The sequence below is a fragment of the Arthrobacter sp. JDC6 genome (genome assembly GCF_056484025.1).
The window spans coordinates 4314944-4335071 of record NZ_CM151278.1 but is presented as its reverse complement, the minus strand read 5'-3'; the positions used below and the strand labels follow the sequence as shown (position 1 = coordinate 4335071).

Here is a 20128-nt window from a genome sequence, read left to right as displayed (position 1 = left end):
CGGACGTGGGAACAACGGCACAGTAACGTGCGTTGAGGTCTCGTCCAAAAAGAAACAGAACACCAGAAATGAGAAGCACCTAACTTGGCAACCGATTATGACGAAGTCCGTTCCGACGTCAGGGAATCCCAAGACAGTTCCCTGGAGGCGCTGAAGTCCGCCAGCGCCCCGGATGCCCGCAGTGTCGTGACCGAGCTGGACGAAGCCGACGCCCTCGATGAGGGCCTGGCTCCCGGTGGCGAAATTGTCTCCGAGGAACTCGTTGTTCAGGTCATCCCGCAAGGCAAGGACGAGTTCACCTGCTCTTCCTGCTTCCTGGTCCGGCACCGGTCCCAACTGGCACGCGAAAGCAGCGGCCATTCCTACTGCATCGAGTGCGAGGGCTAGGACAAGCCTCCGGGACGGGCTGTCAGCACCGAGTCCGGTTCTCGGCGTGTGCAGCCTGACATAACGTCGACCGGCTGGTGTCAAGCTGCTGCCGGCTTCCTGCGCTTGAACCTCGCCCAAGTCCATGACCTTCCAGGGCGGAAGCACCTGCGGTGGCAGTCCTGATTCGCTGGCGCCGGCGACGTCCGGCTGGCTGCACGAGAGCCCGTCCTTATAGACTGCAAAGAGTCCATCAGTTGAACTTTCAACCTATTTACTTTACATAACGTCGGCTATCGGTCAGGGACGTTTTCTTAGCCATGGCAGGGGGGTGGCTGCCTTCCGATCCTGGGCGGTCGCGGCCCAGGATCCGAAGCAGCACCTAGCGCCTTCCGTATTTACGGTGGACGGCTTGTTTGCTCACGCCCAGGCACAGCGCGATGGCTTCCCAGGAAAGGCCGGCCTGCCGGGCCTTCCTGACCAGGGACGCTTCTGTTCGCCCGACTTCCTTCTGCAGCTGGGCGACCGCCTGCAGGGCTTCAGCCGGTCCTTTCCCGTCCATGGATGCCACCAGAGTCTTCATCCGTTCCACCTCCATGCGTCAACATTAGTTGACGCCAGAGGTTGGGTCAACATTTGTTGATGACCTGCCGAGCACTGAGGCTGTCTCGTGAACTCCCCGAGGAAAGTGCGCCTGGACTGGATCTCCGAGAGCCCGCGATCACTTCTTTTGGATGCCGGGCGACATCTTGCGCCGGCAAGCGGTCCCACGAGAAACTCGAGGAACGCGCGCTGAATTGATGAAAATTTGGACGGCGGGATACCAGGGAAAACGGAGGCAACGATGCCGCCGCTCCTGTCCGGCGGCAAAGATGCCGCCACAAGATCCCGCAGACGAAAGGATCGCAATGGCAGGAATGTTCGAACTATTTATCGACACCGAATCCGCGTTCAGGTTCCGGCTCACAGCACCCGATGGAACTGTCATGGCAGTGTCCAAGCCCTTCGATACCAAGACCGACGCCGTTGCCGGCATCGCCGCCGTGCGCGAATATGCCGGCATGGGACTGATCACCGACCACAGCACAACAACCCCAAATGCGGCACCGCCAGCCACCTGGACTGACCTCGGCAGTCAAACTGACGATTCCCCGCGCATGCCAAAAATCGACTTCCACACCCGCGCCAGGGCGGTCCGCCGGGCCGTCTCGGGCCCCCGCTGGGCCGGGGCAATCCACAGCCTTTCCTGAGCGGCGGGGAGGGTTCCAGGAACCCCTTCCCACCAGCAGCTTTACATGAGGTACACTCTCGGCCCTTAGGCCTTGATGAGAGTCAGCTGCGTCCGTCGCCCTCTTGTCCCAACATACGAAGAAGGTCAAGGGCGGTCATCCTCAGCTCCTCATATGCGTGCTGGTAAAAGAGCGGCGTCAGGTGGACCAGAGGAGTCCTGTCGAGTTCTCGGATCAGCTGCCGTGCCTCCCCAATAACCTCCCCAATCTGGTTCAGGTCGCGGGTTCGATCCATATAGACGGGCCGTCAAGGTGCCTACCCCTACTTCTTCGTCATCCGATACCGTTCGATCTGCCGCAGCCGCCGCAGGAGGCTGTCGCGCCGCGGGTGCGGGACGGCGTCGGGCCCTTCCGCGGTGAGGTCGATGTGCTTGGTGCCGTACTGCCACAGGAGGAGGTCGTCCAGGAGCCGGTCCGGCCCGGGGGAGTAGCGGTGGTCCAGGGCCTTGCGGACCTCCGTGATGCGGTTGGCACTGAGCAGCCCGGCCAGCTGCATGGTCTGGTTCAGGCCGTGCGCGGCGAGGAGTTCGGCGGCCCAGCCCCAGTCGTCGTCTACCTTGCGGTCAACGTGGGGGAGCAGCGTGCGCCAGACGTCCCGGATCCGGTTGGGCGTGAGCGGGGCGGCCCCTTCGCCGTCCACGTCCCAGAAGCTGCGGACTTCCTCATACCGTTCGTGCAGGTCGGCGAAGGCCGTCTCCACGGTTTCCAGCATGGCCGCGGTGGCGGTGAACTGCCGGTCGAAGTGCGGGGTCCAGGCGCGAGGGTCCTCGGCCTTGAACCGGATGTCGTGCTCGATCTCGCTCCATGCGTGGGCGAAGATGGTGCGGATCTGGCACTCGAAGAAGTAGCTGCCGTTGGGCTGCAGGTCCGGGTTGAAGACCTGCTGGTATTCCTTGACGGCCTCGTTCTGGATGGTGCGCAGGATGAGGTGGCGGCTGGAATACCCGTATGTGCCGCTCTCGATGGAGCCGATGTCCTTCTCGCGGTCGCCGCGGCAGTCAAACAGCTGCCGTTGGCGCTTGATGATGTTGGCTACGGCGGCGTTCTCCGCCGGCAGCTTGGTGATCACCCGGATGCCCACCATGTCATTCAGCGTGCGGAAGGGGTCCGGGAACTTCAGGAGCCGCCGGCCACCGGGTTCCAGCGGCTCCTCCGTGCGGGAGATCTTCTCCTTGAACGATTCCACCGTCTTGGTGCGGCCGGTGACAAACAGCGGCGTGACCTCGCTGTCCTTCAGCATGTCCCGCAGAACCAGCAAAACGTCCCGGGTAACCAGCTTCAGGGCAGGCCGGACGCGCTCATAGATCTCCACGTTGTGCTGCACCGACTCACGCAGCGGCTCGTCCAGGTTTTCCCAGTTACTCGGCATGGTCCCAGCTTACGGCGGGGGTCCGACAGGAAGCCTTTGAGCCCCCTACGTTTCGGCGGCCGACGTGGACCCGCGCACCACCAGGGAGCTCTCGAGGATGAGTTCCTCCTGCTCCAGCGGCCGGCCTTCCATCAGGCGGCGGAGCTGCTCCCCGGCCTTCAGGCCCAGCAGCGCCGCGGGCAGGTGCACGCTGGTCAGGCCCGGGCTGCTGGTAGCGGAGTACGGCAGGTCGTCGAAGCCGGCAACCGCCAACTCCTCCGGAATCCGGACCCCTTCCACCCGGGCTTCCTGCAGCACACCGTAGGCGTGGGTGTCCGTGGCACAGACGACGGCGGTCACCCCCTGGCGCTGCCAGTCCGGCCACGCTGCGGCAAAGGCCGCCGCGGCCTCGCCAACATCGATGGTGGTGGCAGGGATATGCTGCGGATCCACCGCCATGCCCCGGGCGGCCGCTTCGGCCAGGAACGCCTCGCGGCGGATGGCAAAAGTTTCGGTTCCGGTCACGCTGTCCAGGTAGGCCACGCGCCGGTGCCCGGCCCCGGCGAGGTGGGCGGCCAACTCCCGGGCGCCCTGCGCGACGTCCAGATTGACCGCGGGAGCAACCGATTCCAGGCCGGGAGCGTCCAGCAGGACCAGGGGCCCGGCCACGGACAGATCGGCCAGGAAGTCCGCGTTGGGCGCGTCAACCAGGAGCCCTGCCGGCCGCAGGGACATCAGCTTCCGGACGTCGTCGGCCTTGGGGAATTCGCCCGAATCGGTGACGGAGAGCAGCAGCTGGTAGTTGGGCCCCAGGGATTCCCGCACCCCGCCGATCACCTTGGCGAAGAACGGATTGGAGATGTCCGGCGCCACCAGGATCACGATTGAACTGACGCCCTTGGCCAGCGAGCTCCCGATGCCGTCCACCACGTAACCCAGCTCGGCGATGGCCTCCCGCACCCGGGAAATGTTGTCCTCGGACACCCGGCCCGCCGTCTTGCCGTTGGCCACCAATGACACCGTGGCCACGGAGACGCCGGCCCGCGCCGCCACCATGGCTGCCGTCACCCGCCGGGGCCGCGCCCGCTGCTGCACCTGTTCCCCGGAATCCATACTTCGATCCTATCCGCCGCAGGGTACACCAGGGGCAGCAACGCATCAAGCGTTTGACGTGCGGCAATACCTCCCCAACGTTAAGCGTTTGACGTTGGGCGCAAAAGCCTGCCATGATCACTCCCGGAAGACTGAATCCCTGCCTCCCCGGCAGGCCCCAATGACGTGGAGAACCATCGTGGAACTAGATCCCCGGCCCGTAGACAGCCACCCAAAGCCCCGGAAGATCATCCTGGACTGCGACCCCGGCCATGATGACGCCGTGGCCCTGCTGCTGGCGCACGGCAGCCCGAACATCGAACTGCTGGCCGTCACCACGGTGGTGGGCAACCAGACCCTTGAAAAGGTCACCCGCAACGCCCTGGCCGTCGGCACCATCGCCGGGATCACCGGCGTCCCCTTCGCCGCCGGCTGCCCGCGGCCCCTGGTCCGCAGCATCGAAACCGCGCCGGACATCCACGGTGAAAGCGGCATGGACGGCCCCGCACTGCCGGAGTCCACCATCGAACTGGACCCGCGCCACGCCGTCGACCTCATCATCGACACTGTCATGGCGCACGAGCCCGGCACCGTCACCCTGGTCCCCACTGCCGGCCTGACCAACATCGCCATGGCCGCCCGCAAGGAACCGCGCATCGTGGAACGCGTCCGGGAAGTGGTCCTCATGGGCGGCGGCTACCACGTGGGCAACTGGAGCGCCGTGGCGGAGTTCAACATCATCATCGACCCCGAGGCCGCGCACATCGTCTTCAATGAAAAATGGCCGGTGGTGATGGTGGGTCTTGACCTCACCCACCAGGCGCTCGCCACCCCCGAGGTCGTGGAAAGGATCGCCGCCATCGGCACCACCCCGGCCAAATTCGTCACCGAGCTGATGGACTTCTTCGCCCACACCTACAAGGACGCGCAGGGCTTCGATCACCCGCCGGTCCATGATCCGTGCGCCGTGGCCTACGTGATCGACCCCAGCATCGTCAGCACCCGCAAGGTGCCGGTCAACATCGAACTCCAGGGCGCCCTCACGCTCGGCATGACCGTGGCGGACTTCCGCGCCCCCGCCCCCGCCGACTGCCACACCAGCGTGGCCGTGGACCTGGACCACGCGCGCTTCTGGGACCTGGTCACCGACGCGCTGGCACGCATCGGCGAGCCAATCACCAAAGGCAACGCGTCCGACGTCGAACGCCACGCCAGTGCCTCCCTCACCGCCGGAGGGGTCAAGTAAATGACTGCCACGATGACCGAAACCAAGACCGGCCGCGGCAACATCGCCGCCCTCATGACCGCCCTGCTGGCAGCCTGCGTGGCCTTCCAGCTCAACGCCTCCATGCTCAGCCCCGCCCTGGTCACCATGGGCGAGGAGCTCAACACCGACCAGGCCGTCATCGGCCTCTCCCAGACCTGGTTCTTCACCGCCGCCGCCCTCTTCTCCCTCTTCCTGCCCCGGCTCAGCGACATCGTGGGCCGCAAGAAGGTCCTGGTGGGCATGATGGTGCTGATGGCCGTGGGGTCCGTCATCGCGGCCCTCGCCCCGGACGTCACGTGGCTCTTCGTGGGCCGCATCATCCAGGGCGTCAGCGGACCCACCGTGCCGCTGTGCCTGATCATGCTGCGTTCTGCGGTCAGCAACCCGCGGAAATACGGCACCCTGATGGGCCTCATCACCGCGGTCAACGGCGGCGTGGCCGGCGTGGACTCCTTCGTGGGCGGCTACTTCGCGGAGCACTTCGGCTTCCGCAGCATCTTCTGGCTCATGGTGGTGCTGGCCGCCGCCGCCACCGCCCTGATCATGGTCCTCGCGGCGGAAAGCAAGCCTGCCGCCGGCACCCGGATGGACTGGCTGGGCGTGTTCTTCATCGTGGTGGCCGTCGGCGCCCTGCTGACCGCACTGAACGAGGCCTCCAAGCTGGTGGGCGGCTTCTCCGCCACAACGCTGATGCTGAGCCTGGCGCTGGTACTGGTGTCCGCCGTCGCGTCCTTCGCCTTCTGGCGTACCGAACAGCGCGCCGCGCAGCCCATGGTGGAAACCGTGCACCTGCGCCAGCGCTCCACCTGGGCTCCGCTGCTCACCACCACGCTGACCATGACCGGCATCTTCGCCGTCATCAACGGCATCGTTCCCGCCTACGTCCAGGCCGCCAACCCCGGGTTCGGCGTGGGCCCCACCGAAATGTCGCTGATCATCCTCACCCCGTACGCCCTGCTGGGCTGGCTGGTGGGCCCGATCAGCGGAAGACTGGCTCCGGTCCTTGGCTACACCAGGGTGCTCCGGATCGGCCTCCTGGGCAGCATCGCGGCCCTGGCGCTGATTGCCTTCCTGGGCCTGGACAGCCTGCCCCTGATGATCGCCGGCACGGTCTTGCTGGGCATCATGTACGCCGGTACGGTCAACATCATGCTCAACGGACTCGGTGTTGTCCTCTCGCCCGCCGGAAACCCCGGCTTCCTGCCCGGCATGAACGCCGGCGCGTTCAACCTGGGCGCAGGCCTCAGCTTCCTGATCCTGCCGGCCGTGCTGGTGGCGACGTCGGTACTTGGCGACGCGACGGCCTCCTACCTCACCGTCGTGGTCGTCGGCTTGGCACTGACCGTCGCCGCCTTCGCCGCGTCCCTGCTGATCCCCAAGCCGGTTGAGGCTGAGGTGACTGAATGAGTACCGCGGCCGGCAGCACGGGCCGGATCGTCGTCGTCGGCTCCCTCAACGCCGACCTCACCATCTACTGCGAACGCCTGCCGCAGCCGGGCGAAACCGTCCAGGGCAACGGATTTGCCGTGAACCCGGGCGGCAAGAGCGCCAACCAGGCGGTGGCCGCCGGCCGACTGGGCGGCCACGTCAGCCTGGTGGGTGCCGTGGGAAAGGACGCCAACGGAGCCATGCTCGAGGCCTCGGTGGCAGGGGCCGGCGTGGATGTGGGGCACGTGCGGACCTCCACTGAGCCCACCGGCGTAGCGGTCATCGCCGTGGACGCCCGTGGCGAGAACAACATCATCATCTCCGCCGGGGCCAACGGCACTCTGTCCCCGGCCGACGTCGCGGACGCCGGGGACGTGCTGGAGGAGGCCGCCGTGGTGAGCCTCTGCCTTGAGGTCGGCATGGACACGGTGCTGGCCGCAGCCCGGGCAGGGCACGACGCCGGCGCAACGGTCCTGCTGAACCTCTCGCCTTACGCGGAGATTCCGTCAGCCCTGGCCGGATTGGCTGACGTATTGCTCGTCAACGCCCACGAGGCCGCGCTGTTCCTTGGTGTTTCCGTGCCGGGTGCCGGGGCGCCCGCCGACGAGTGGGAAGCGGCGCGGGAGCGGTTTGCCGCCCGGGGCATCCAGCAGGTACTGGTGACGCTCGGTTCGCAGGGCTCCGTGGTGCTGGACTCGCTGGCGTCTCCCGGCTCCCGCGTGACGTCCGTTCAACCCACCCAGGTGCACGCGGTGGACACCACCGGTGCCGGGGACGCGTTCACGGGAGCAGTTGCCGTGCGGCTTGCGGCGGGGGATGCGCTCGCCGATGCCGCCGCCTTCGCCTCCGTTGCCGCGGCCCTGGCAACCACCCGCAAAGGGACCCAGGCAGCGTACCCGGACACGGCCGACGTCGAACGCCGCCTCCGCGCGTCCTGACGCCGCCGGCGGGGCCAGCCGGTGAGGCTAGGCCCTTGCCTGGGCCCGGACCGAGGCCCGCTCCACTGGCGGGCAGTGGATCTTGGCGGCCCCGTCTGTGGCGGCGTCGATGCCCAGGAGGGTCCGCACACCGGCCGCGCCCAGCTCATAGTGCGGCAGGGACACGGTGGACAGCGGCGGGCGAAGGTGGGCGGCGATGACCTCCTGGTTGTCGAAGCCCACCACCGCCATGTCGTCCGGGATGGACAGGCCCCGCTCCCGCAGGCCGTCGTACAGGCCCATGGCCATCCGGTCGTTGTAGCAGTACACCGCCGTCACGTCGCGCTTGAGGAGTTCCGCGGTTGCCGCGTAGCCGCCCTCCTGGTCCGGATAGGCCTCCATCACCAGCCCGGGATCGAACGCCACCCCGGCATCCTCGAGGGCTTCGCGGTAGCCGGCCAGGCGTCCGTCCTTGGCCGGAGCGGGAATGGTGGCGTTGATGAAGGCGATGCGGCGGTGGCCGCTCCGGAGCAGGATTTCGGTGGCGGAGCGGCCGCCCTGGACCTCGTCCGGAACCACGGCGCGGGTGCCGGGCTCGTCGGAGAAGCAGTTGACCAGGACGAACTCGGCTTCGCGCAGCGGCTCCGGGATCTCGGTCTGCCGGTGGAACCAGGTGGAGTACAGGATGCCGCGCACCTTGTACTCGAGCATCATCTTGATGGCGTCCTGTTCCAGTTCGCCGTTGCCCTCGGTGTTGGCGATGAGCAGGGCGTACCCGTGCTTCCATGCCTCGTCCTGGGCGCCGTGGATGATCTGGCCCGCGAAGGGGGTGGTGGCCACGCCGTCGGCCACGAGCCCGATGAACTTCGAAGTCCCGCTGACCAGCGTCTTGGCCATGGCGTTGGGCCGGTACCCGAGGGTGCGGATGGCGTCCTTGACGCGTTGCCGGGTCTCCTCGGCGATCCTGGCGCTCTTCTTCTTGTTGACCACCAGGGAGACGGTGGCCGTGGAGACTCCGGCGGCTTCGGCCACTTCGCGGAGGGTCACCGGATGGGCGCGTTCTGGCATCCGCGGCGGTTGGGCGGTGGGCGCCGGCCCGCCTGGCTTGTTCTCCGTTGACATCTTCTGGCCTCCGTCTGGAGTATATCTGCCTGCCGTGGCCGTCATCCCTTGGTCGCCCCGCTTTCGAGGCCCTGGATCATGGCCTTGTTGAGCACCAGGAACACCAGCAGCAGCGGCGTGACGGTGACGCACACGGCGGCGAAGGTTGCCGTCCAGTCCACCTTGCCCATGGCGCCGATGTAGTTCTGCAGGCCCAGCGGAATGGTCTTCAGCTCCTCGGACAGGACGAACGTGTTGGCGAAGATGAAGTCGTTCCAGATGAAGATGCTGTTGACCAAGACCACCGTGACCACGGTGTTCAGGGACAGCGGCAGGGTGATCAGCCCGAAGATCCGGTAGGGCCCTGCGCCGTCCAGGGAGGCTGCCTCATAGGTTTCCTTGGGGATGTACTCGTAGAACGAGCAGAACAGGTACACGGACATGGGCAGGGAAAACCCGGCCAGCGGGATGATCATGGACTGGTACGTGTCCAGCAGGTTCACCGTGGAGTAGTCGATGAACAGGGGGACCAGGGCGATCTGGACCGGCACGATGATGCCGATCAGGAACAGCCCGCGGACCAGTTTGCTGAGCCGGAAGCCCAGGACCTGGATGGCGTAGGCGGCCATCATGCCCAGCAGGACGATGAGGATGTTGGCGCCCATGGTCACCACGAAGCTGTTGAGGATGTTCCGGCCCAGGTCGCCTGTTTCGAATGCCCTGGCGTAGTTGTCCCACGTCAGGGCGCCGGGCAGGGCGAAGGGGTCGCCGGTGGCGAAGTCGTGTTCGGTGCGGAGGCTGGTGAGGAACAGCCACGCGAGCGGGTAGACCTGCACGATCACGATCAGCATGATCAGCACGCGGGACAGGGTCCGGAACAGGTCCGGCCGGCGCCTGCGGCGTGGTGCGGCCGGCGTGGGCGGGACGACGGCGGCGGGCCGGGTGGGCGGGGCTGCCTGGGTGATCATGCGTCTGCCTTCCGCTTGAGCAGGAACAGGATGAGGCCGACGGCCACGAGGCACTCCACCACGATGAACACCGAGATGGTGCTGGCGTAGCCGAAGTCCGTGCTGGTGAACGCGGTCTTGTACATGTAGGTGGTGAGCAGTTCCGAGGACTGGCCCGGACCGCCGTTGGTCATCAGGTAGGGGATGTCGAAGCCCCGCAGCCCGTAGGTGGTGGCCATGATCGTGGTGGTGATCCACACCGGGCGGATGTACGGGAAACGGATCCTGGTGAACAGGGTCCACCGGGAGGCGCCGTCAAGGACCGCGGCTTCCTCCAGCTCCTTGGGCACCGCCAGCAGCGCCGCGTAGATGATGAGCATGTACAGCCCGGTGAAGCGCCAGCCTTCCGGCGCGGACACGGCCGCCAGGACGGTATTGACGTCCGAGAGCCAGGGCCGTTCCAGGCTGCCCAGCCCAATCCAGTGCAGGAGCTGGTTGAGCAGGCCTACCGGCTCCAGCGAGTAGATCCGCACGAAGAGGAAGGCGATGGCCACGGTGGAGATCACGGCAGGCAGCAGGTACAGGGTCTTGATGAGCTCCCGTCCGCGGCGGAGGGAGGTAAGGAGGCTGGCCACCACCAGGGCACCTCCCAGCTGCAGGACCAGGCAGATGGCCAGGTAGAGGAGGGCGTTCAGGAACGCCCGCCAGAAGATGTCGTCCGCGGTGAACATGCGGAGGTAGTTCTCCAGTCCCACGAATTCCATGTCGCTGATGCCGTTCCAGGAGAAGAAGCTCAGGAACAGGGACTGGAGGATGGGGAAGAGGACGGCCGCGCCGTACAGCAGCAGCGGCGGGAGCAGGAAGACCAGGACTGAGGTCCTCGATCTGTTGGGAAGCATCCTGTTGGGGAGCATGGCTGGCCTTTACTTGAAGAACTTGGGGGCGTTCTGGGCGATGGTGCTGTCCATGGTCTCCGTGAACTGCTGGGGCGTGATTTCGCCCTGGACCAGCAGGACGAGCTCCTGCTGCAGCCGCCCGTTGGTGGTGGGGTCCAGCTGGGTGTCCCAGGGCATGGCCTGCTTGGCGCCCAGGTCCTTGGCCTGGTCCAGCGCCTTCCGGTACAGCGGCGTGGCGTTGGCAGGAATGGCGGTTTCGACGTCGGTGGTGGGGGAGAGTGCCCCGGTGGCGGCGTATTCAGCGGGGTACTTCTGCAGGGCGAACTTAAGGAAGTCGCTCACCAGCGGATCGTAGGTCTTGGCGTTGACCGCCATGCCGATGCCCGACGGGGACACGAACTCGTTGGCCGCCGTCACCGAGCCGGCTGTGGTGGGCAGGGTGAAGAAGTCGATGTCGTCGCGCACGGCAGGGTTGAGCTTGTCTGTGGCCAGGCTGGGCAGTTCCCAGGTGCCGATGTTGTACATGGCGGCCTGGCCGGAGGTGAACTGGTTCTGCGCGTCTGAATAGCCCTGCGCGGAGAACCCGTCCTGGAAGCACTTGGCCTTGCCCAGTTCCGCCAGCCAGTTGACGGTCTTCTGTCCTGCGGGGTCGGTGAACTTGGCCTCGCCCTTCTTCAGTTTCTGGACGAACTCCGGTCCGGCTGCCCGGAAGGGCTGGTAGGCGGCGTACCGTTCCAGCGGCCACTGGTCCTGGCCGTCGATGGCAATCGGCGTGATGCCGGCGCCGCGGAGGGCGGTGCACATGGCGGGAATGTCGTTCAGGGACTTGGGCACGGCCACCCCGGCCTTTGCCAGCAGCGCCTTGTTGTACCAGATGTATTCCAGCTCGTACTGGAACGGGATCATGTACAGGGATCCGTCGTCGAACCGCTGGTAGTCCAGGGCCCCGGGGCGGTATTTGTCGTAGATGTCCAGTGTCTTCAGCAGCTTCTCGGCGTCCAGCATCTTGCCCTGCTTTGCCAGCTGCTGCGCGAACGGAGTGGCGTCGGTGTCGAACAGTTCGGGCAGCTTGTTGGCCGCCGCCAGGGTTTCGAGTTTCTGGATGTAGGAGGGGCGGTCAGGGGTGGTGATCAGGTTCAGCTTGAAGCCCGGGTGGTCCTTGCCGTAGTCGTCGGCCAGCTTCTTCATGATGTTGATGACCGCGCCGTCAGCCGGGCGGGACAGCAGCCACGAAATTTCGCGGGGCTTGATCTCGCCGGTGGGGGCGACGTTGGTGGAACTGGTGGAGCTTCCGCCCCCGCAGCCGGTCAGGGCCAGGGCGGTGACTGCTGCGACGGCGGCAGCGCGGAACAGGTTCTTCATTGCGGCAATCTCCCTTGATTGGAGTGGATCATGTGGAACGGGTCGGGTGGAACGGAGGATTGGTATTCAGTTGTCGGTGCGCTTGCGTACTTCGAGGTCGGTGACGGTAACGCATCCTTCGCCGGCGAACACGCCGATTGCGCCGGCGGGAAGGTCGTAGATCCGGGTGCTGAGCGCCACCTGGCGGTCCACGACGGCGACGCAGAGGTCCCCGTCCACCACCACTTCCAGCGTGTGCCGGCCGGGTGGAAGGTTGCAGGGGCGTTCGAGTTCGATGGCGAAGGGAACATCGCCGGACACGTGCCACTGGGCGTCGCCGGTGATGGTCCGGGGCCAGCGGTCGAACACCAGGCGCCCGCGCTTCGGTTCGAGGCGGAGGACGTAGGAGCGGTCACCGTCCGGGCTGGAGCGGAGCAGCATTCCGCATTCGGTGGTGCCGGCCTGGATATCGAACACCGCCCTGGCGTGGAACTGGGCGGGCAGGTTGCTGGTGGCGACGGCGGCGCCGTAGCCGTCCGGCACGTCCAGCCGGAGGGGCAGCCCGGATTCAAGCTCCAGCGGCACGTCGTCCCAGAAGCTGTCCACCAGCTCGTCGGCGAACCCGAACGCCAAAGTCCCGTCCGGGTTCTGCCGCGCCTCCAAGACCGCCATGGTGCCCGCCCACTGCCAGGCGCCGTCGTCGGAATTCCCTTCCTTGCTGGCAATCCAGCCGAAGAAGAACCGCCGGCCGTCCCGCTCTGCCGTCTTGGAGGCGTAGAAGGCGCGGCCGTCCACGCTGTCCAGGGCGGGGACGGTCCACGGGCCGGTGGGGCTCTTGGCCATGCGGTACCTGGTGGTGAAGGTTTCGGAGAATTCCGAGTAGACCATGTACCACCAGCCGTTCCATTCAAAGACGTCGGGGCACTCGTGGGTGATGTAGCGGCGGGGGTCCCAGAACGGGTCCGTGTGCGTCCAGGTCATCAGGTCGGTGGAGACGCACTGGGCGATGACGCCGCGGCGCCGCTCGGGCCCGTCGGAGTGGCGGGCGGCGAGCAGCATCCGCCACAGGCCGGCGGCTTCGTCGCGGAAGACGAAGGGGTCGCGCCAGTCAGCGGATTCATACCCGGTGGGTGCCCCGAAGGTGAGCCCGGGGTGCTTGGTCCAGGTGTCCATGCCGTCCGTGCTGGTGGCGTGCATGACCAGCTGCAGGGGCAGCCCGTCGGTGCCGAGGTTGGCGGGGTTCTGGCCGGTGTAGAACAGGTGGTGCACCCCGGACCCGTCGGCCACGATGCTGCCGGTGTAGCAGTTGAAGTCCGGCTCCTCCGTCGTTCCGTGGGGGAGGGCCACCCCGTGGTCCTGGAACTGGGTGAGGTCCTTGGTGGTCACCAGGTTCCAGGCGGTGCCCGGCTTGGGTTCGGCCCGGACTTCGTGAAGGTAGAACAGCCAGAACTCGCCGTCCTTCTGGAAGGGGATAAGGTCTCCAACCCAGGCATCGGCGGGCTGGAAGAAGACGGGATAGCTCATCGGCGGTGATGTCCATTTCTGCTAAAGCGTTTGATCACCACGAAGGTAGCGTGGAATGCGCCACTTGATCAAGCGTTTTAGCAAAAATACTTTCCCTGGTCGTTTTAGGCCGCATTGTGACGGGCGCCATTTTGCTGAAACGCTTGACCAGTCGAGTGGATGGACATTACCCTCTCCTGCTAAAGCGCTTAAGCACGGCGGTGAGTCCTGGGCTGACGAGGGTCCCGGCGCCGTCGAGCGCCCCGGCGATGACGCCGGCCATGAGAGGAAGTCAACGATGACCCACGCCCTGTCCCGCCGCCACGTCCTGCAAGGTTCAGGAGCAGGCGCGCTCGCACTGTTCCTGGGCAACGGACTGACCGTCCCCGCGCGCGCCCAAACCTCACTGCGGGCCGCCTACCACATGACTCCGCCGTCGGGCTGGCTCTGCGACCCGCAGCGTCCGGTTCACCTGGACGGCACCTACCACCTCTACTACCTGCATTCCGCGCAGAACAACGGCCCCGGCGGCTGGGACCACGCCACCACCGCGGACGGTGTGGCCTTCACGCACCACGGGGTTGCCCTTCCACTGCAGCCGGACTTTCCTGGCTGGTCCGGCTCCGCGGTGGTGGACACGGGCAATACCGCAGGCTTCGGAACCGGTGCCGTCGTTGTGCTGGCAACGCAGCCCACGGGCGGCATCCGCAAGTACCAGGAGCAGTACCTCTACTGGTCAACGGACGGCGGCTACACCTTCACCTCCCTGCCCGAACCGGTCATTGCCAACACCGACGGGCGTACGGCCGTTACCCAGGCGGAAATTGAAAATGCGGAATGGTTCCGCGACCCGAAGATCCACTGGGACGCAGCCCGCGGGGAGTGGGTGTGCGTGATCGGCCGGGCGCGCTACGCTGCCTTCTACACGTCGGTGAACCTGCGGGACTGGCAGCTGAAGCGCAACTTCGACTACCCCAACCACGCGCTGGGCGGCATCGAGTGCCCGGACCTGTTCCAGATGAAGGCCGACGACGGGACCTGGCATTGGGTGCTTGGCGCCAGCATGGATGCGTACAGCATCGGGCTGCCCATGACCTACGCCTACTGGACGGGAACCTGGGACGGTGAACAGTTCCTCGCGGACGACCTCAACAACCCGCAATGGCTGGACTGGGGCTGGGACTGGTACGCGGCGGTGACCTGGCCTGCGGCCGAAGCACCGGAGACGCGCCGCTACGCCGTTGCCTGGATGAACAACTGGAAGTACGCCGCCCGGGATGTCCCCACCGATGCCACGGACGGGTACAACGGACAGAACTCGGTGGTGCGCGAACTGCGCCTGGAGCGCCAGGCAGGGGGCTGGTACAGCCTGCTGAGCAGCCCCGTCAGCGCGCTCGCCGGGTATGCCACGGCCACCACCGGGCTCCCGGACCGGACCGTGGAGGGGAGTGCCGTCTTGCCCTGGAACGGCCGCGCTTACGAGCTGGAGCTCGACATCTCATGGGAGGCGGCCACGAATGTGGGGGTCTCCGTTGGCCGCTCGGCGGACGGGACCCGCCACACGAACATCGGCAAGTATGGGGCCGAACTGTACGTTGACCGGGCGCCCTCGGACCTCCCCGGCTACTCGCTGGTGCCCTACACACGGGCGGCGGCGCCCATCGACCCCAACGCCAGGTCCGTCCACCTGCGCGTCCTGGTGGATACCCAGAGCGTGGAAGTGTTCGTTAACGCCGGCCACACTGTGCTGTCGCAGCAGGTGCACTTTGCGGACGGCGATACCGGCATCTCGCTGTATACCGACGGCGGCCCGGCCATCTTTTCCGGCATCACCATCCGGGAACTGGCGGCCCCCGCGTGAAGGGCTAGGCCAGCGCGTCGAGGGTGACCCCGGTGTGGTCCGCAAGGCGAGCCAGGAGGGCGTCCTGGAACCGGGGGTCGGTGGCCGCCGGATGCGGCGTTTGCCGGTGCTGGTGGTACCAGTAGCCCCCGCTGGCCAGGGCCCCGGGATCATCACTGGTGGCCAGCCACTCCTGGGTCCTGTGCCCCAGTTCCAGGTCATCCGGAGCTGACCGGCCACCCATCCGCGTGGGCACCCAGCCGGGGTCGACGGCGTTGCTGGCGACATGCGGGACAAGGCGGGCCAGCGCTGCCGACAACGCAGTGACGTGCAGCTTCGTTGTGGAGTAGGAGGCCGTCGTCGTCCGTCCTGCCCAGTCCAGGCCGTCCAGGCCGATGCTGCCGCCGCGGTGCATGCCGCTGCTGAGGTAGATGAGCCGGCGCGGGCCGGGAATGAGGGCGGTGAGCAGGTAAGGGGCCACCACGTTCACCGGGAGCAGGGCCGCACCGTTGAGTACGCCCGCGTTGTGGATGACCGCGTCGATGCCGCCGATCGCGTTGGCCTGGTCCGCGATCTGCCGGACTTCCTGTGCAACCGCGAGGTCACCGGTGACGCAGTGCGCCCCGCGGTCCAGCAGGTGCTGCACCGCGGGGACGCGCCGGGAGGACCGCGCATGCACGATCACGTCGTGGCCGTCCTGCAGCAGCGTCTCCGCCGCGGCCAGGCCAAGCCCGTCGGTGGATCCGGTGATGAAAACGCGTGCCATGCGCGGCCCTCCCTTGTTCCCGGTGTTGTACCAGTATCCCGGCGTCAGACGGCGTCGGTGGGGGCCGCGCGGTGGTCAATCGCAGCCGTCAGTTCGTCGATGCGCTCCATGGCTCCGTTGAGTTTCTCGACGGCGGCCCACAGGTCCGGATGCTGTTCCCGGACCTGATCCAGGGTTGCACCGGCGGACCGCAGTGACCCGAGGTCAAAACTGACGTTGGTGCGTGCCCCGGCAACGGCAGCCCGAAGGGCGCCGAACGCGACGACGACATCGGCCACGAGCGACCGGTTGCCGTTTGTTGCCAGCCAGCCCAGGTCGTCGATGGCCCCGATGGCCCGTTCGCCCAGGAGGGCGGAGGACGCCGCGGCTTCCAGCGACGCGGAACGGATCGCCTCCTCCCGCTCCTGGCCCGGCTCCAGCCGGAAGGCGGCGCCGAACGCCTTGGAAGCGGACGCGTCGTCATCTGCCAGCCGCAGGGCTTCCTGGCGCAGTGCGTGCGCCCGGGCGCGTATCCGGGCCGGCTCCCCGCCGTCGTCCCCGCTGTAGCCGGCCACCATGGACGTCAGCGAGGCGGCGACGGCGAGCATCAGCCCTGTCCCCGCCCCTCCGCCGGGTGAGCCCGTGGATTCCGCCAGCGCGCGCGTCCAATCTTCCACCGTTGACCCTTGGGTGGTCACTGCAGGTTCCTCCATGCCAGGGACCGTGCCCAGAAAAGTGAGGGGCTAAACGGCAGGGCACGGCGGCACCGCGCGCTTCTGGCCCAGTTTTGATGGGCCTGGCCGCGGAAACACGGGGCTCTTCCGGCGATCCGGGCCGCTAAAGTGGGCCAGTGTGACGCGACGCTACCGCCATGACTACGGCGACGACCCCAGCCAGTGGGGCGAACTCTTCCTTCCCGATCTTCCGGTTGGCGGGAGGCACCGGGGCGTGGTGGTGGTCATCCACGGCGGGTACTGGCGCTCCACTTACGGGGCCGAACTGGGGGAGCCGCTGGCCAAGGACCTGGCGGAACACGGCATGGCGGCCTGGAACCTCGAGTACCGGCGTGCCGGCAACGGCGGCGGCTGGCCGGGCACCTTCCAGGACATCCTGGCCGGCATCGACAAGCTGGCCGACCTGGCAGCACCGCACGCGCTGGACCTGGGCAGAGTAGTGGCGCTGGGCCATTCCGCCGGCGGGCACCTGGCGGTGTGGGCGGCAGGCAGGAACAGGCTGGACGGGCTCGGACCCGCAGAGGGCAGCCAGGTGGAAAACAGCACCGACGGCGTCCGCCTCACCGGGGTGGTGAGCCAGTCGGGGGTCCTCAACCTGGGCGGGGCCGAGCGGCTCAGCCTCAGCGATGGTGCGGTGGCAAACCTGCTGGCCGGGCCGTCGTCGGAATTTCCCGGACGCCACCGCATGGCCGACCCCATGGCCGCGCTGCCGCTGGACGTTCCCGTCTATGCCGTCCACGCGCTGGGGGACGACGACGTCCCCCTCAGCATGTCCACCACCTATGTTGAGGCCAGCCAGGCCGGACCCGTGCCGGCACAGCTGGTCAGGGTGCCGGGGGACCACTTCGCCCTGATCGACGTCACGGCGGAGGCGTATCTCACGTGCCGGGAACTGGTGGGCCGGCTGCTCCGCTGACACGAACTGCTGACCGGTCCGCTTTCTGGCAGAGTATGACCATGCTCACAGTGATCGGCGAAGGCCTTGTTGACGTTGTCCAGCGCGCCTCCGGAATTGAGGCCCATGTGGGCGGCAGCCCGCTGAACGTTGCCGTGGGCCTGGCCCGGCTGGACCATCCGGTGCAGTTCATCGGCCGCTACGGCCGGGACGCGTACGGCGATTCGGTGGCTGCCCACCTGCGCGCCAGTTCCGTCATGCTGCCGGTACCGCCGGATGAGTTGCCCACCAGCGTGGCCACCGCGTTGATTGACGACGACGGCGCCGCCACCTACACGTTCGACCTCACCTGGGAGCTCCCTGGCCTCGCGGACCGGCTCGGCTTCATGCTGCAGGGCACCACGCTGCTGCACACGGGTTCGATCGCCACGATGCTGATGCCTGGTGCCACCGAAGTCCTGGCCGCCGTCGAGTACGCCCACCCCTCGGCCACCATCAGCTTCGATCCCAACTGCCGGCCCAGCATCATCACCGACGTGGACTTCGCGCGGCGGCAGGCGGAGAAGTTCGTCACCCTGGCGGACGTGGTCAAGGCCTCGGACGAGGACCTGGAATGGCTTTATCCGGGGCAGGACGTCCTGGACTCGGCGCGGAAGTGGCTGGCCCTGGGAGGCTCGGAGGGGCCGGCGCTTGTGGTGGTGACCCGGGGCGCGGATGGGCCGTGGGGAGTGTGCCGCGCCGGCGAAGCGTCCGTTCCCGCACCGAAAGTTGACGTGGCGGACACCGTGGGGGCGGGGGATTCCTTCATGGCGGCGCTGCTGTCTGGCCTGGTGGACCGGGACCTGGACGGCGCGCAGAACCGCGGGGCGCTGCGCGACCTGCCCGCCGAAGGGCTGGCCGAACTGTTGGCCCATGCCGCCAAGGCCGCTGCCGTCACGGTCTCTCGGCCCGGCGCCAACCCGCCGACGCGGGCTGAGATGGACCGGCTGGGAACGGCCGAAGAGGGTTAGGAGTCGAATCGGCTGCTCCGCAGGTGCCGCTCTGAGGACTCAAAAGGACACCTGCGGAGCAACCGATGGAGGGAGGGCCTACTCCTTGCCAAGCCCCGCTGCCGAGGTCTTCCCGTCCGAGACGCTGTTGAGGGCCCGCAGGTCGAAGATGCCGTTGATGTCCGCCTGCTTGGTGGTGCCGGCAGTCACGCCGTCGGCCAGGAGCTTCTGGTAGGTTCCGGCGAGCGGGTCCACGGTGAAGACGATGTTCTTCAGTGAACGGTCGATGACGTCGGCCTTCAGCTCGGCCCCGGCGGCTTCCTTGAGCGCGGCGTTGATGGCAGTTGCCTTTTCGTTGGCCGGTGCCGCGTTCAGCCACTCGACCGACTTCACATGCCCCTTCAGGAGTGCCCTGACGGTGTCCGGGTGGTCGGCGGCGAACTTCCGGTTCACGATCAGGATGGTGGTGGGGAACTCGCCCGGCTTGCCGGACAGTGTGCCATCCCACAGGTCCTTTTCATCGACCAGGACCTTCGCTCCGGCCGTCAGCACCAGCCGTGACGCCCACGGTTCAGGCAACCACGCGCCGTCGAGCTTGCCGTCCTGGAACAGCTTTAGGGTCTGGGCGTTCTCGGTGGGATTGATGGCCACGTCCCCGCTGCCGTCCACGTTGGTCTTGTAGCCCTGGGTGGCAAGCCAGGCCCGGAGGGCGACGTCCTGCGTGCCGCCGAGCTGCGGCGACGCGAGCGTCCTGCCCTTCAGGTCTGCAGCGGAGCCGATTTCCGGCTTGACCACCAGCTGTGCGCCGCCCGCCGCGGCACCGGCGATGATGTTGACGGATTCGCCCTGGCTCTTCACGAAGGAGTTGATGGCCGGGTTCGGGCCGATGTAGGTGGCGTCGATGGCGCCGGCGTTCAGCGCCTCGATGGCGGCGGGGCCGGCGTTGAACACCTGAGTGCTGAGCTTGGTGCTGCCCAGTTCATCGGCGATGAAGCCCTTGCTGACCCCCACCAGGGCGGGGGCGTGGGTGACGTTGCCGAAGTAGCCAAGCTTCAGCTCGGCCGCCGGGTTGCCGGCGGGCGCCACGTCGGCTGCCGGTGCAGCGGTGCCGTTGTTGACGGCGGAGGCGACGGCGGCACCCCCGCCGATCAGGGCCAGCGCGGCTGCCGCGATGCCGATTTTCAGGCCAAGCGGGCGCTGGGGCTTGGCTGACCCGCCGGCGACGATGCGGGTGGATGCTTGCTGGTTTCGCGGACTCTTGTCCTGCGGGTTTGCCATGGGGAAATCCTTTGCTGGGGCTGATGCTGAGACGAGATTACGGAGCGCCCGGCGGCCCCACAATCATTCGTGTCGCAGTGGTTCACGCGGAGACGCGAAGCCTCAATGCGGCGTAGCAGGGCGTCAAAAATCGTCGCGGAGCGTCTTGATTC

The 20128-nt window shown here is 67.1% G+C and carries 19 protein-coding genes; 8 read left to right on the top strand and 11 right to left on the bottom strand.

The window, feature by feature from the left end; genetic code table 11:
- Window positions 1–84 precede the first annotated feature (84 nt).
- The gene (locus ACV095_RS20110; protein WP_478222576.1) at window positions 85–387 is read left to right on the top strand and encodes a DUF4193 domain-containing protein; all 303 of its coding nucleotides are present in this window, start codon (window positions 85–87) and stop codon (window positions 385–387) included.
- 361 nt (window positions 388–748) lie between these two features.
- Here the strand turns inward: ACV095_RS20110 and ACV095_RS20105 are convergent, their stop codons facing one another.
- On the bottom strand, window positions 749–964 hold the full coding sequence (locus tag ACV095_RS20105) for a death domain-containing protein (RefSeq protein WP_478222575.1): 216 nt from the start codon (window positions 962–964) through the stop codon (window positions 749–751).
- A 310-nt stretch (window positions 965–1274) separates the two neighbouring features.
- Here ACV095_RS20105 and ACV095_RS20100 point away from each other — a divergent pair, with 310 nt between their 5' ends.
- Window positions 1275–1616, top strand: a complete 342-nt coding sequence (locus tag ACV095_RS20100) for a YegP family protein (RefSeq protein WP_478222574.1) — start codon at window positions 1275–1277, stop codon at window positions 1614–1616.
- A 301-nt stretch (window positions 1617–1917) separates the two neighbouring features.
- On the opposite strand, the gene ACV095_RS20095 is transcribed toward ACV095_RS20100, so the two are convergent.
- Both ACV095_RS20095 and ACV095_RS20090 read right to left on the bottom strand, forming a co-directional pair.
- A complete protein-coding gene (locus ACV095_RS20095) occupies window positions 1918–3024 on the bottom strand; it encodes a GTP pyrophosphokinase (RefSeq protein WP_018770343.1) in 1107 nt (368 codons plus the stop codon).
- 45 nt (window positions 3025–3069) lie between these two features.
- The gene (locus ACV095_RS20090; protein WP_186447859.1) at window positions 3070–4059 is read right to left on the bottom strand and encodes a LacI family DNA-binding transcriptional regulator; all 990 of its coding nucleotides are present in this window, start codon (window positions 4057–4059) and stop codon (window positions 3070–3072) included.
- 217 nt (window positions 4060–4276) lie between these two features.
- Between ACV095_RS20090 and uriH the strand changes: the two genes are divergently transcribed.
- The 3 genes from uriH to ACV095_RS20075 are packed head-to-tail and all read left to right on the top strand — an operon-like array spanning window position 4277 to window position 7728.
- Window positions 4277–5341, top strand: a complete 1065-nt coding sequence (uriH, locus tag ACV095_RS20085; RefSeq protein WP_478222573.1) for a uridine-preferring nucleoside hydrolase UriH — start codon at window positions 4277–4279, stop codon at window positions 5339–5341.
- Entirely contained in the window at window positions 5342–6769 is a 1428-nt protein-coding gene (uriT, locus tag ACV095_RS20080; RefSeq protein ID WP_478222572.1) for a uridine transporter UriT, read from the top strand. It abuts the gene before it with no gap.
- A complete protein-coding gene (locus tag ACV095_RS20075) occupies window positions 6766–7728 on the top strand; it encodes a ribokinase (RefSeq protein WP_018770339.1) in 963 nt (320 codons plus the stop codon). Before uriT ends, ACV095_RS20075 begins: the two co-directional genes overlap by 4 nt.
- Window positions 7729–7755: 27 nt before the next feature.
- Here the strand turns inward: ACV095_RS20075 and ACV095_RS20070 are convergent, their stop codons facing one another.
- The 5 genes from ACV095_RS20070 to ACV095_RS20050 all read right to left on the bottom strand — a co-directional run bounded on the left by ACV095_RS20070 (window position 7756) and on the right by ACV095_RS20050 (window position 13516).
- On the bottom strand, window positions 7756–8829 hold the full coding sequence (locus ACV095_RS20070) for a LacI family DNA-binding transcriptional regulator (protein ID WP_478222571.1): 1074 nt from the start codon (window positions 8827–8829) through the stop codon (window positions 7756–7758).
- Window positions 8830–8870: 41 nt separating this feature from the next.
- On the bottom strand, window positions 8871–9776 hold the full coding sequence (locus ACV095_RS20065) for a carbohydrate ABC transporter permease (RefSeq protein ID WP_478222570.1): 906 nt from the start codon (window positions 9774–9776) through the stop codon (window positions 8871–8873).
- Entirely contained in the window at window positions 9773–10654 is an 882-nt protein-coding gene (locus tag ACV095_RS20060; protein WP_056388621.1) for a carbohydrate ABC transporter permease, read from the bottom strand. The genes ACV095_RS20065 and ACV095_RS20060 overlap by 4 nt, the downstream gene beginning before the upstream one ends.
- A 24-nt stretch (window positions 10655–10678) precedes the next feature.
- The gene (locus ACV095_RS20055; RefSeq protein ID WP_478222569.1) at window positions 10679–12013 is read right to left on the bottom strand and encodes an ABC transporter substrate-binding protein; all 1335 of its coding nucleotides are present in this window, start codon (window positions 12011–12013) and stop codon (window positions 10679–10681) included.
- A 66-nt stretch (window positions 12014–12079) separates the two neighbouring features.
- Window positions 12080–13516 carry a glycoside hydrolase family 32 protein gene (locus ACV095_RS20050; RefSeq protein ID WP_268002395.1) on the bottom strand — a complete coding sequence of 479 codons (1437 nt, stop codon included), beginning with the start codon at window positions 13514–13516 and terminating at the stop codon, window positions 12080–12082.
- A gap of 277 nt (window positions 13517–13793) precedes the next feature.
- On the opposite strand from ACV095_RS20050, the gene ACV095_RS20045 reads away from it, so the two are divergent.
- Window positions 13794–15356, top strand: a complete 1563-nt coding sequence (locus ACV095_RS20045) for a glycoside hydrolase family 32 protein (RefSeq protein WP_478222568.1) — start codon at window positions 13794–13796, stop codon at window positions 15354–15356.
- 4 nt (window positions 15357–15360) lie between these two features.
- Here the strand turns inward: ACV095_RS20045 and ACV095_RS20040 are convergent, their stop codons facing one another.
- Both ACV095_RS20040 and ACV095_RS20035 read right to left on the bottom strand, forming a co-directional pair.
- Window positions 15361–16101 carry an SDR family NAD(P)-dependent oxidoreductase gene (locus tag ACV095_RS20040; protein WP_478222567.1) on the bottom strand — a complete coding sequence of 247 codons (741 nt, stop codon included), beginning with the start codon at window positions 16099–16101 and terminating at the stop codon, window positions 15361–15363.
- Between the two features lie 44 nt (window positions 16102–16145).
- A complete protein-coding gene (locus tag ACV095_RS20035; protein WP_478222566.1) occupies window positions 16146–16778 on the bottom strand; it encodes a cyclodeaminase/cyclohydrolase family protein in 633 nt (210 codons plus the stop codon).
- A gap of 154 nt (window positions 16779–16932) precedes the next feature.
- Here ACV095_RS20035 and ACV095_RS20030 point away from each other — a divergent pair, with 154 nt between their 5' ends.
- Together ACV095_RS20030 and ACV095_RS20025 are read left to right on the top strand one after the other, a co-directional pair.
- Entirely contained in the window at window positions 16933–17730 is a 798-nt protein-coding gene (locus ACV095_RS20030) for an alpha/beta hydrolase (protein WP_224084192.1), read from the top strand.
- 41 nt (window positions 17731–17771) lie between these two features.
- Entirely contained in the window at window positions 17772–18719 is a 948-nt protein-coding gene (locus ACV095_RS20025; RefSeq protein ID WP_478222565.1) for a carbohydrate kinase family protein, read from the top strand.
- Window positions 18720–18797: 78 nt separating this feature from the next.
- Here the strand turns inward: ACV095_RS20025 and ACV095_RS20020 are convergent, their stop codons facing one another.
- Entirely contained in the window at window positions 18798–19976 is a 1179-nt protein-coding gene (locus tag ACV095_RS20020) for an ABC transporter substrate-binding protein (RefSeq protein ID WP_478222564.1), read from the bottom strand.
- Between the last annotated feature and the right edge of the window lie 152 nt (window positions 19977–20128).

What these genes read in the sequence shown, in the direction of transcription:
- ACV095_RS20105 (WP_478222575.1), bottom strand. Translation starts at nt 964, where the DNA reads ATGGAGGTGGAACGGATGAAGACTCTGGTGGCATCCATGGACGGGAAA.
- ACV095_RS20100 (WP_478222574.1), top strand. Translation starts at nt 1,275, where the DNA reads ATGGCAGGAATGTTCGAACTATTTATCGACACCGAATCCGCGTTCAGG.
- ACV095_RS20095 (WP_018770343.1), bottom strand. Translation starts at nt 3,024, where the DNA reads ATGCCGAGTAACTGGGAAAACCTGGACGAGCCGCTGCGTGAGTCGGTG.
- ACV095_RS20090 (WP_186447859.1), bottom strand. Translation starts at nt 4,059, where the DNA reads ATGGTGGCGGCGCGGGCCGGCGTCTCCGTGGCCACGGTGTCATTGGTG.
- uriH (WP_478222573.1), top strand. Translation starts at nt 4,277, where the DNA reads ATGACGTGGAGAACCATCGTGGAACTAGATCCCCGGCCCGTAGACAGC.
- uriT (WP_478222572.1), top strand. Translation starts at nt 5,342, where the DNA reads ATGACTGCCACGATGACCGAAACCAAGACCGGCCGCGGCAACATCGCC.
- ACV095_RS20075 (WP_018770339.1), top strand. Translation starts at nt 6,766, where the DNA reads ATGAGTACCGCGGCCGGCAGCACGGGCCGGATCGTCGTCGTCGGCTCC.
- ACV095_RS20070 (WP_478222571.1), bottom strand. Translation starts at nt 8,829, where the DNA reads ATGTCAACGGAGAACAAGCCAGGCGGGCCGGCGCCCACCGCCCAACCG.
- ACV095_RS20065 (WP_478222570.1), bottom strand. Translation starts at nt 9,776, where the DNA reads ATGATCACCCAGGCAGCCCCGCCCACCCGGCCCGCCGCCGTCGTCCCG.
- ACV095_RS20060 (WP_056388621.1), bottom strand. Translation starts at nt 10,654, where the DNA reads ATGCTTCCCAACAGATCGAGGACCTCAGTCCTGGTCTTCCTGCTCCCG.
- ACV095_RS20055 (WP_478222569.1), bottom strand. Translation starts at nt 12,013, where the DNA reads ATGAAGAACCTGTTCCGCGCTGCCGCCGTCGCAGCAGTCACCGCCCTG.
- ACV095_RS20050 (WP_268002395.1), bottom strand. Translation starts at nt 13,516, where the DNA reads ATGAGCTATCCCGTCTTCTTCCAGCCCGCCGATGCCTGGGTTGGAGAC.
- ACV095_RS20045 (WP_478222568.1), top strand. Translation starts at nt 13,794, where the DNA reads ATGACCCACGCCCTGTCCCGCCGCCACGTCCTGCAAGGTTCAGGAGCA.
- ACV095_RS20040 (WP_478222567.1), bottom strand. Translation starts at nt 16,101, where the DNA reads ATGGCACGCGTTTTCATCACCGGATCCACCGACGGGCTTGGCCTGGCC.
- ACV095_RS20025 (WP_478222565.1), top strand. Translation starts at nt 17,772, where the DNA reads ATGCTCACAGTGATCGGCGAAGGCCTTGTTGACGTTGTCCAGCGCGCC.
- ACV095_RS20020 (WP_478222564.1), bottom strand. Translation starts at nt 19,976, where the DNA reads ATGGCAAACCCGCAGGACAAGAGTCCGCGAAACCAGCAAGCATCCACC.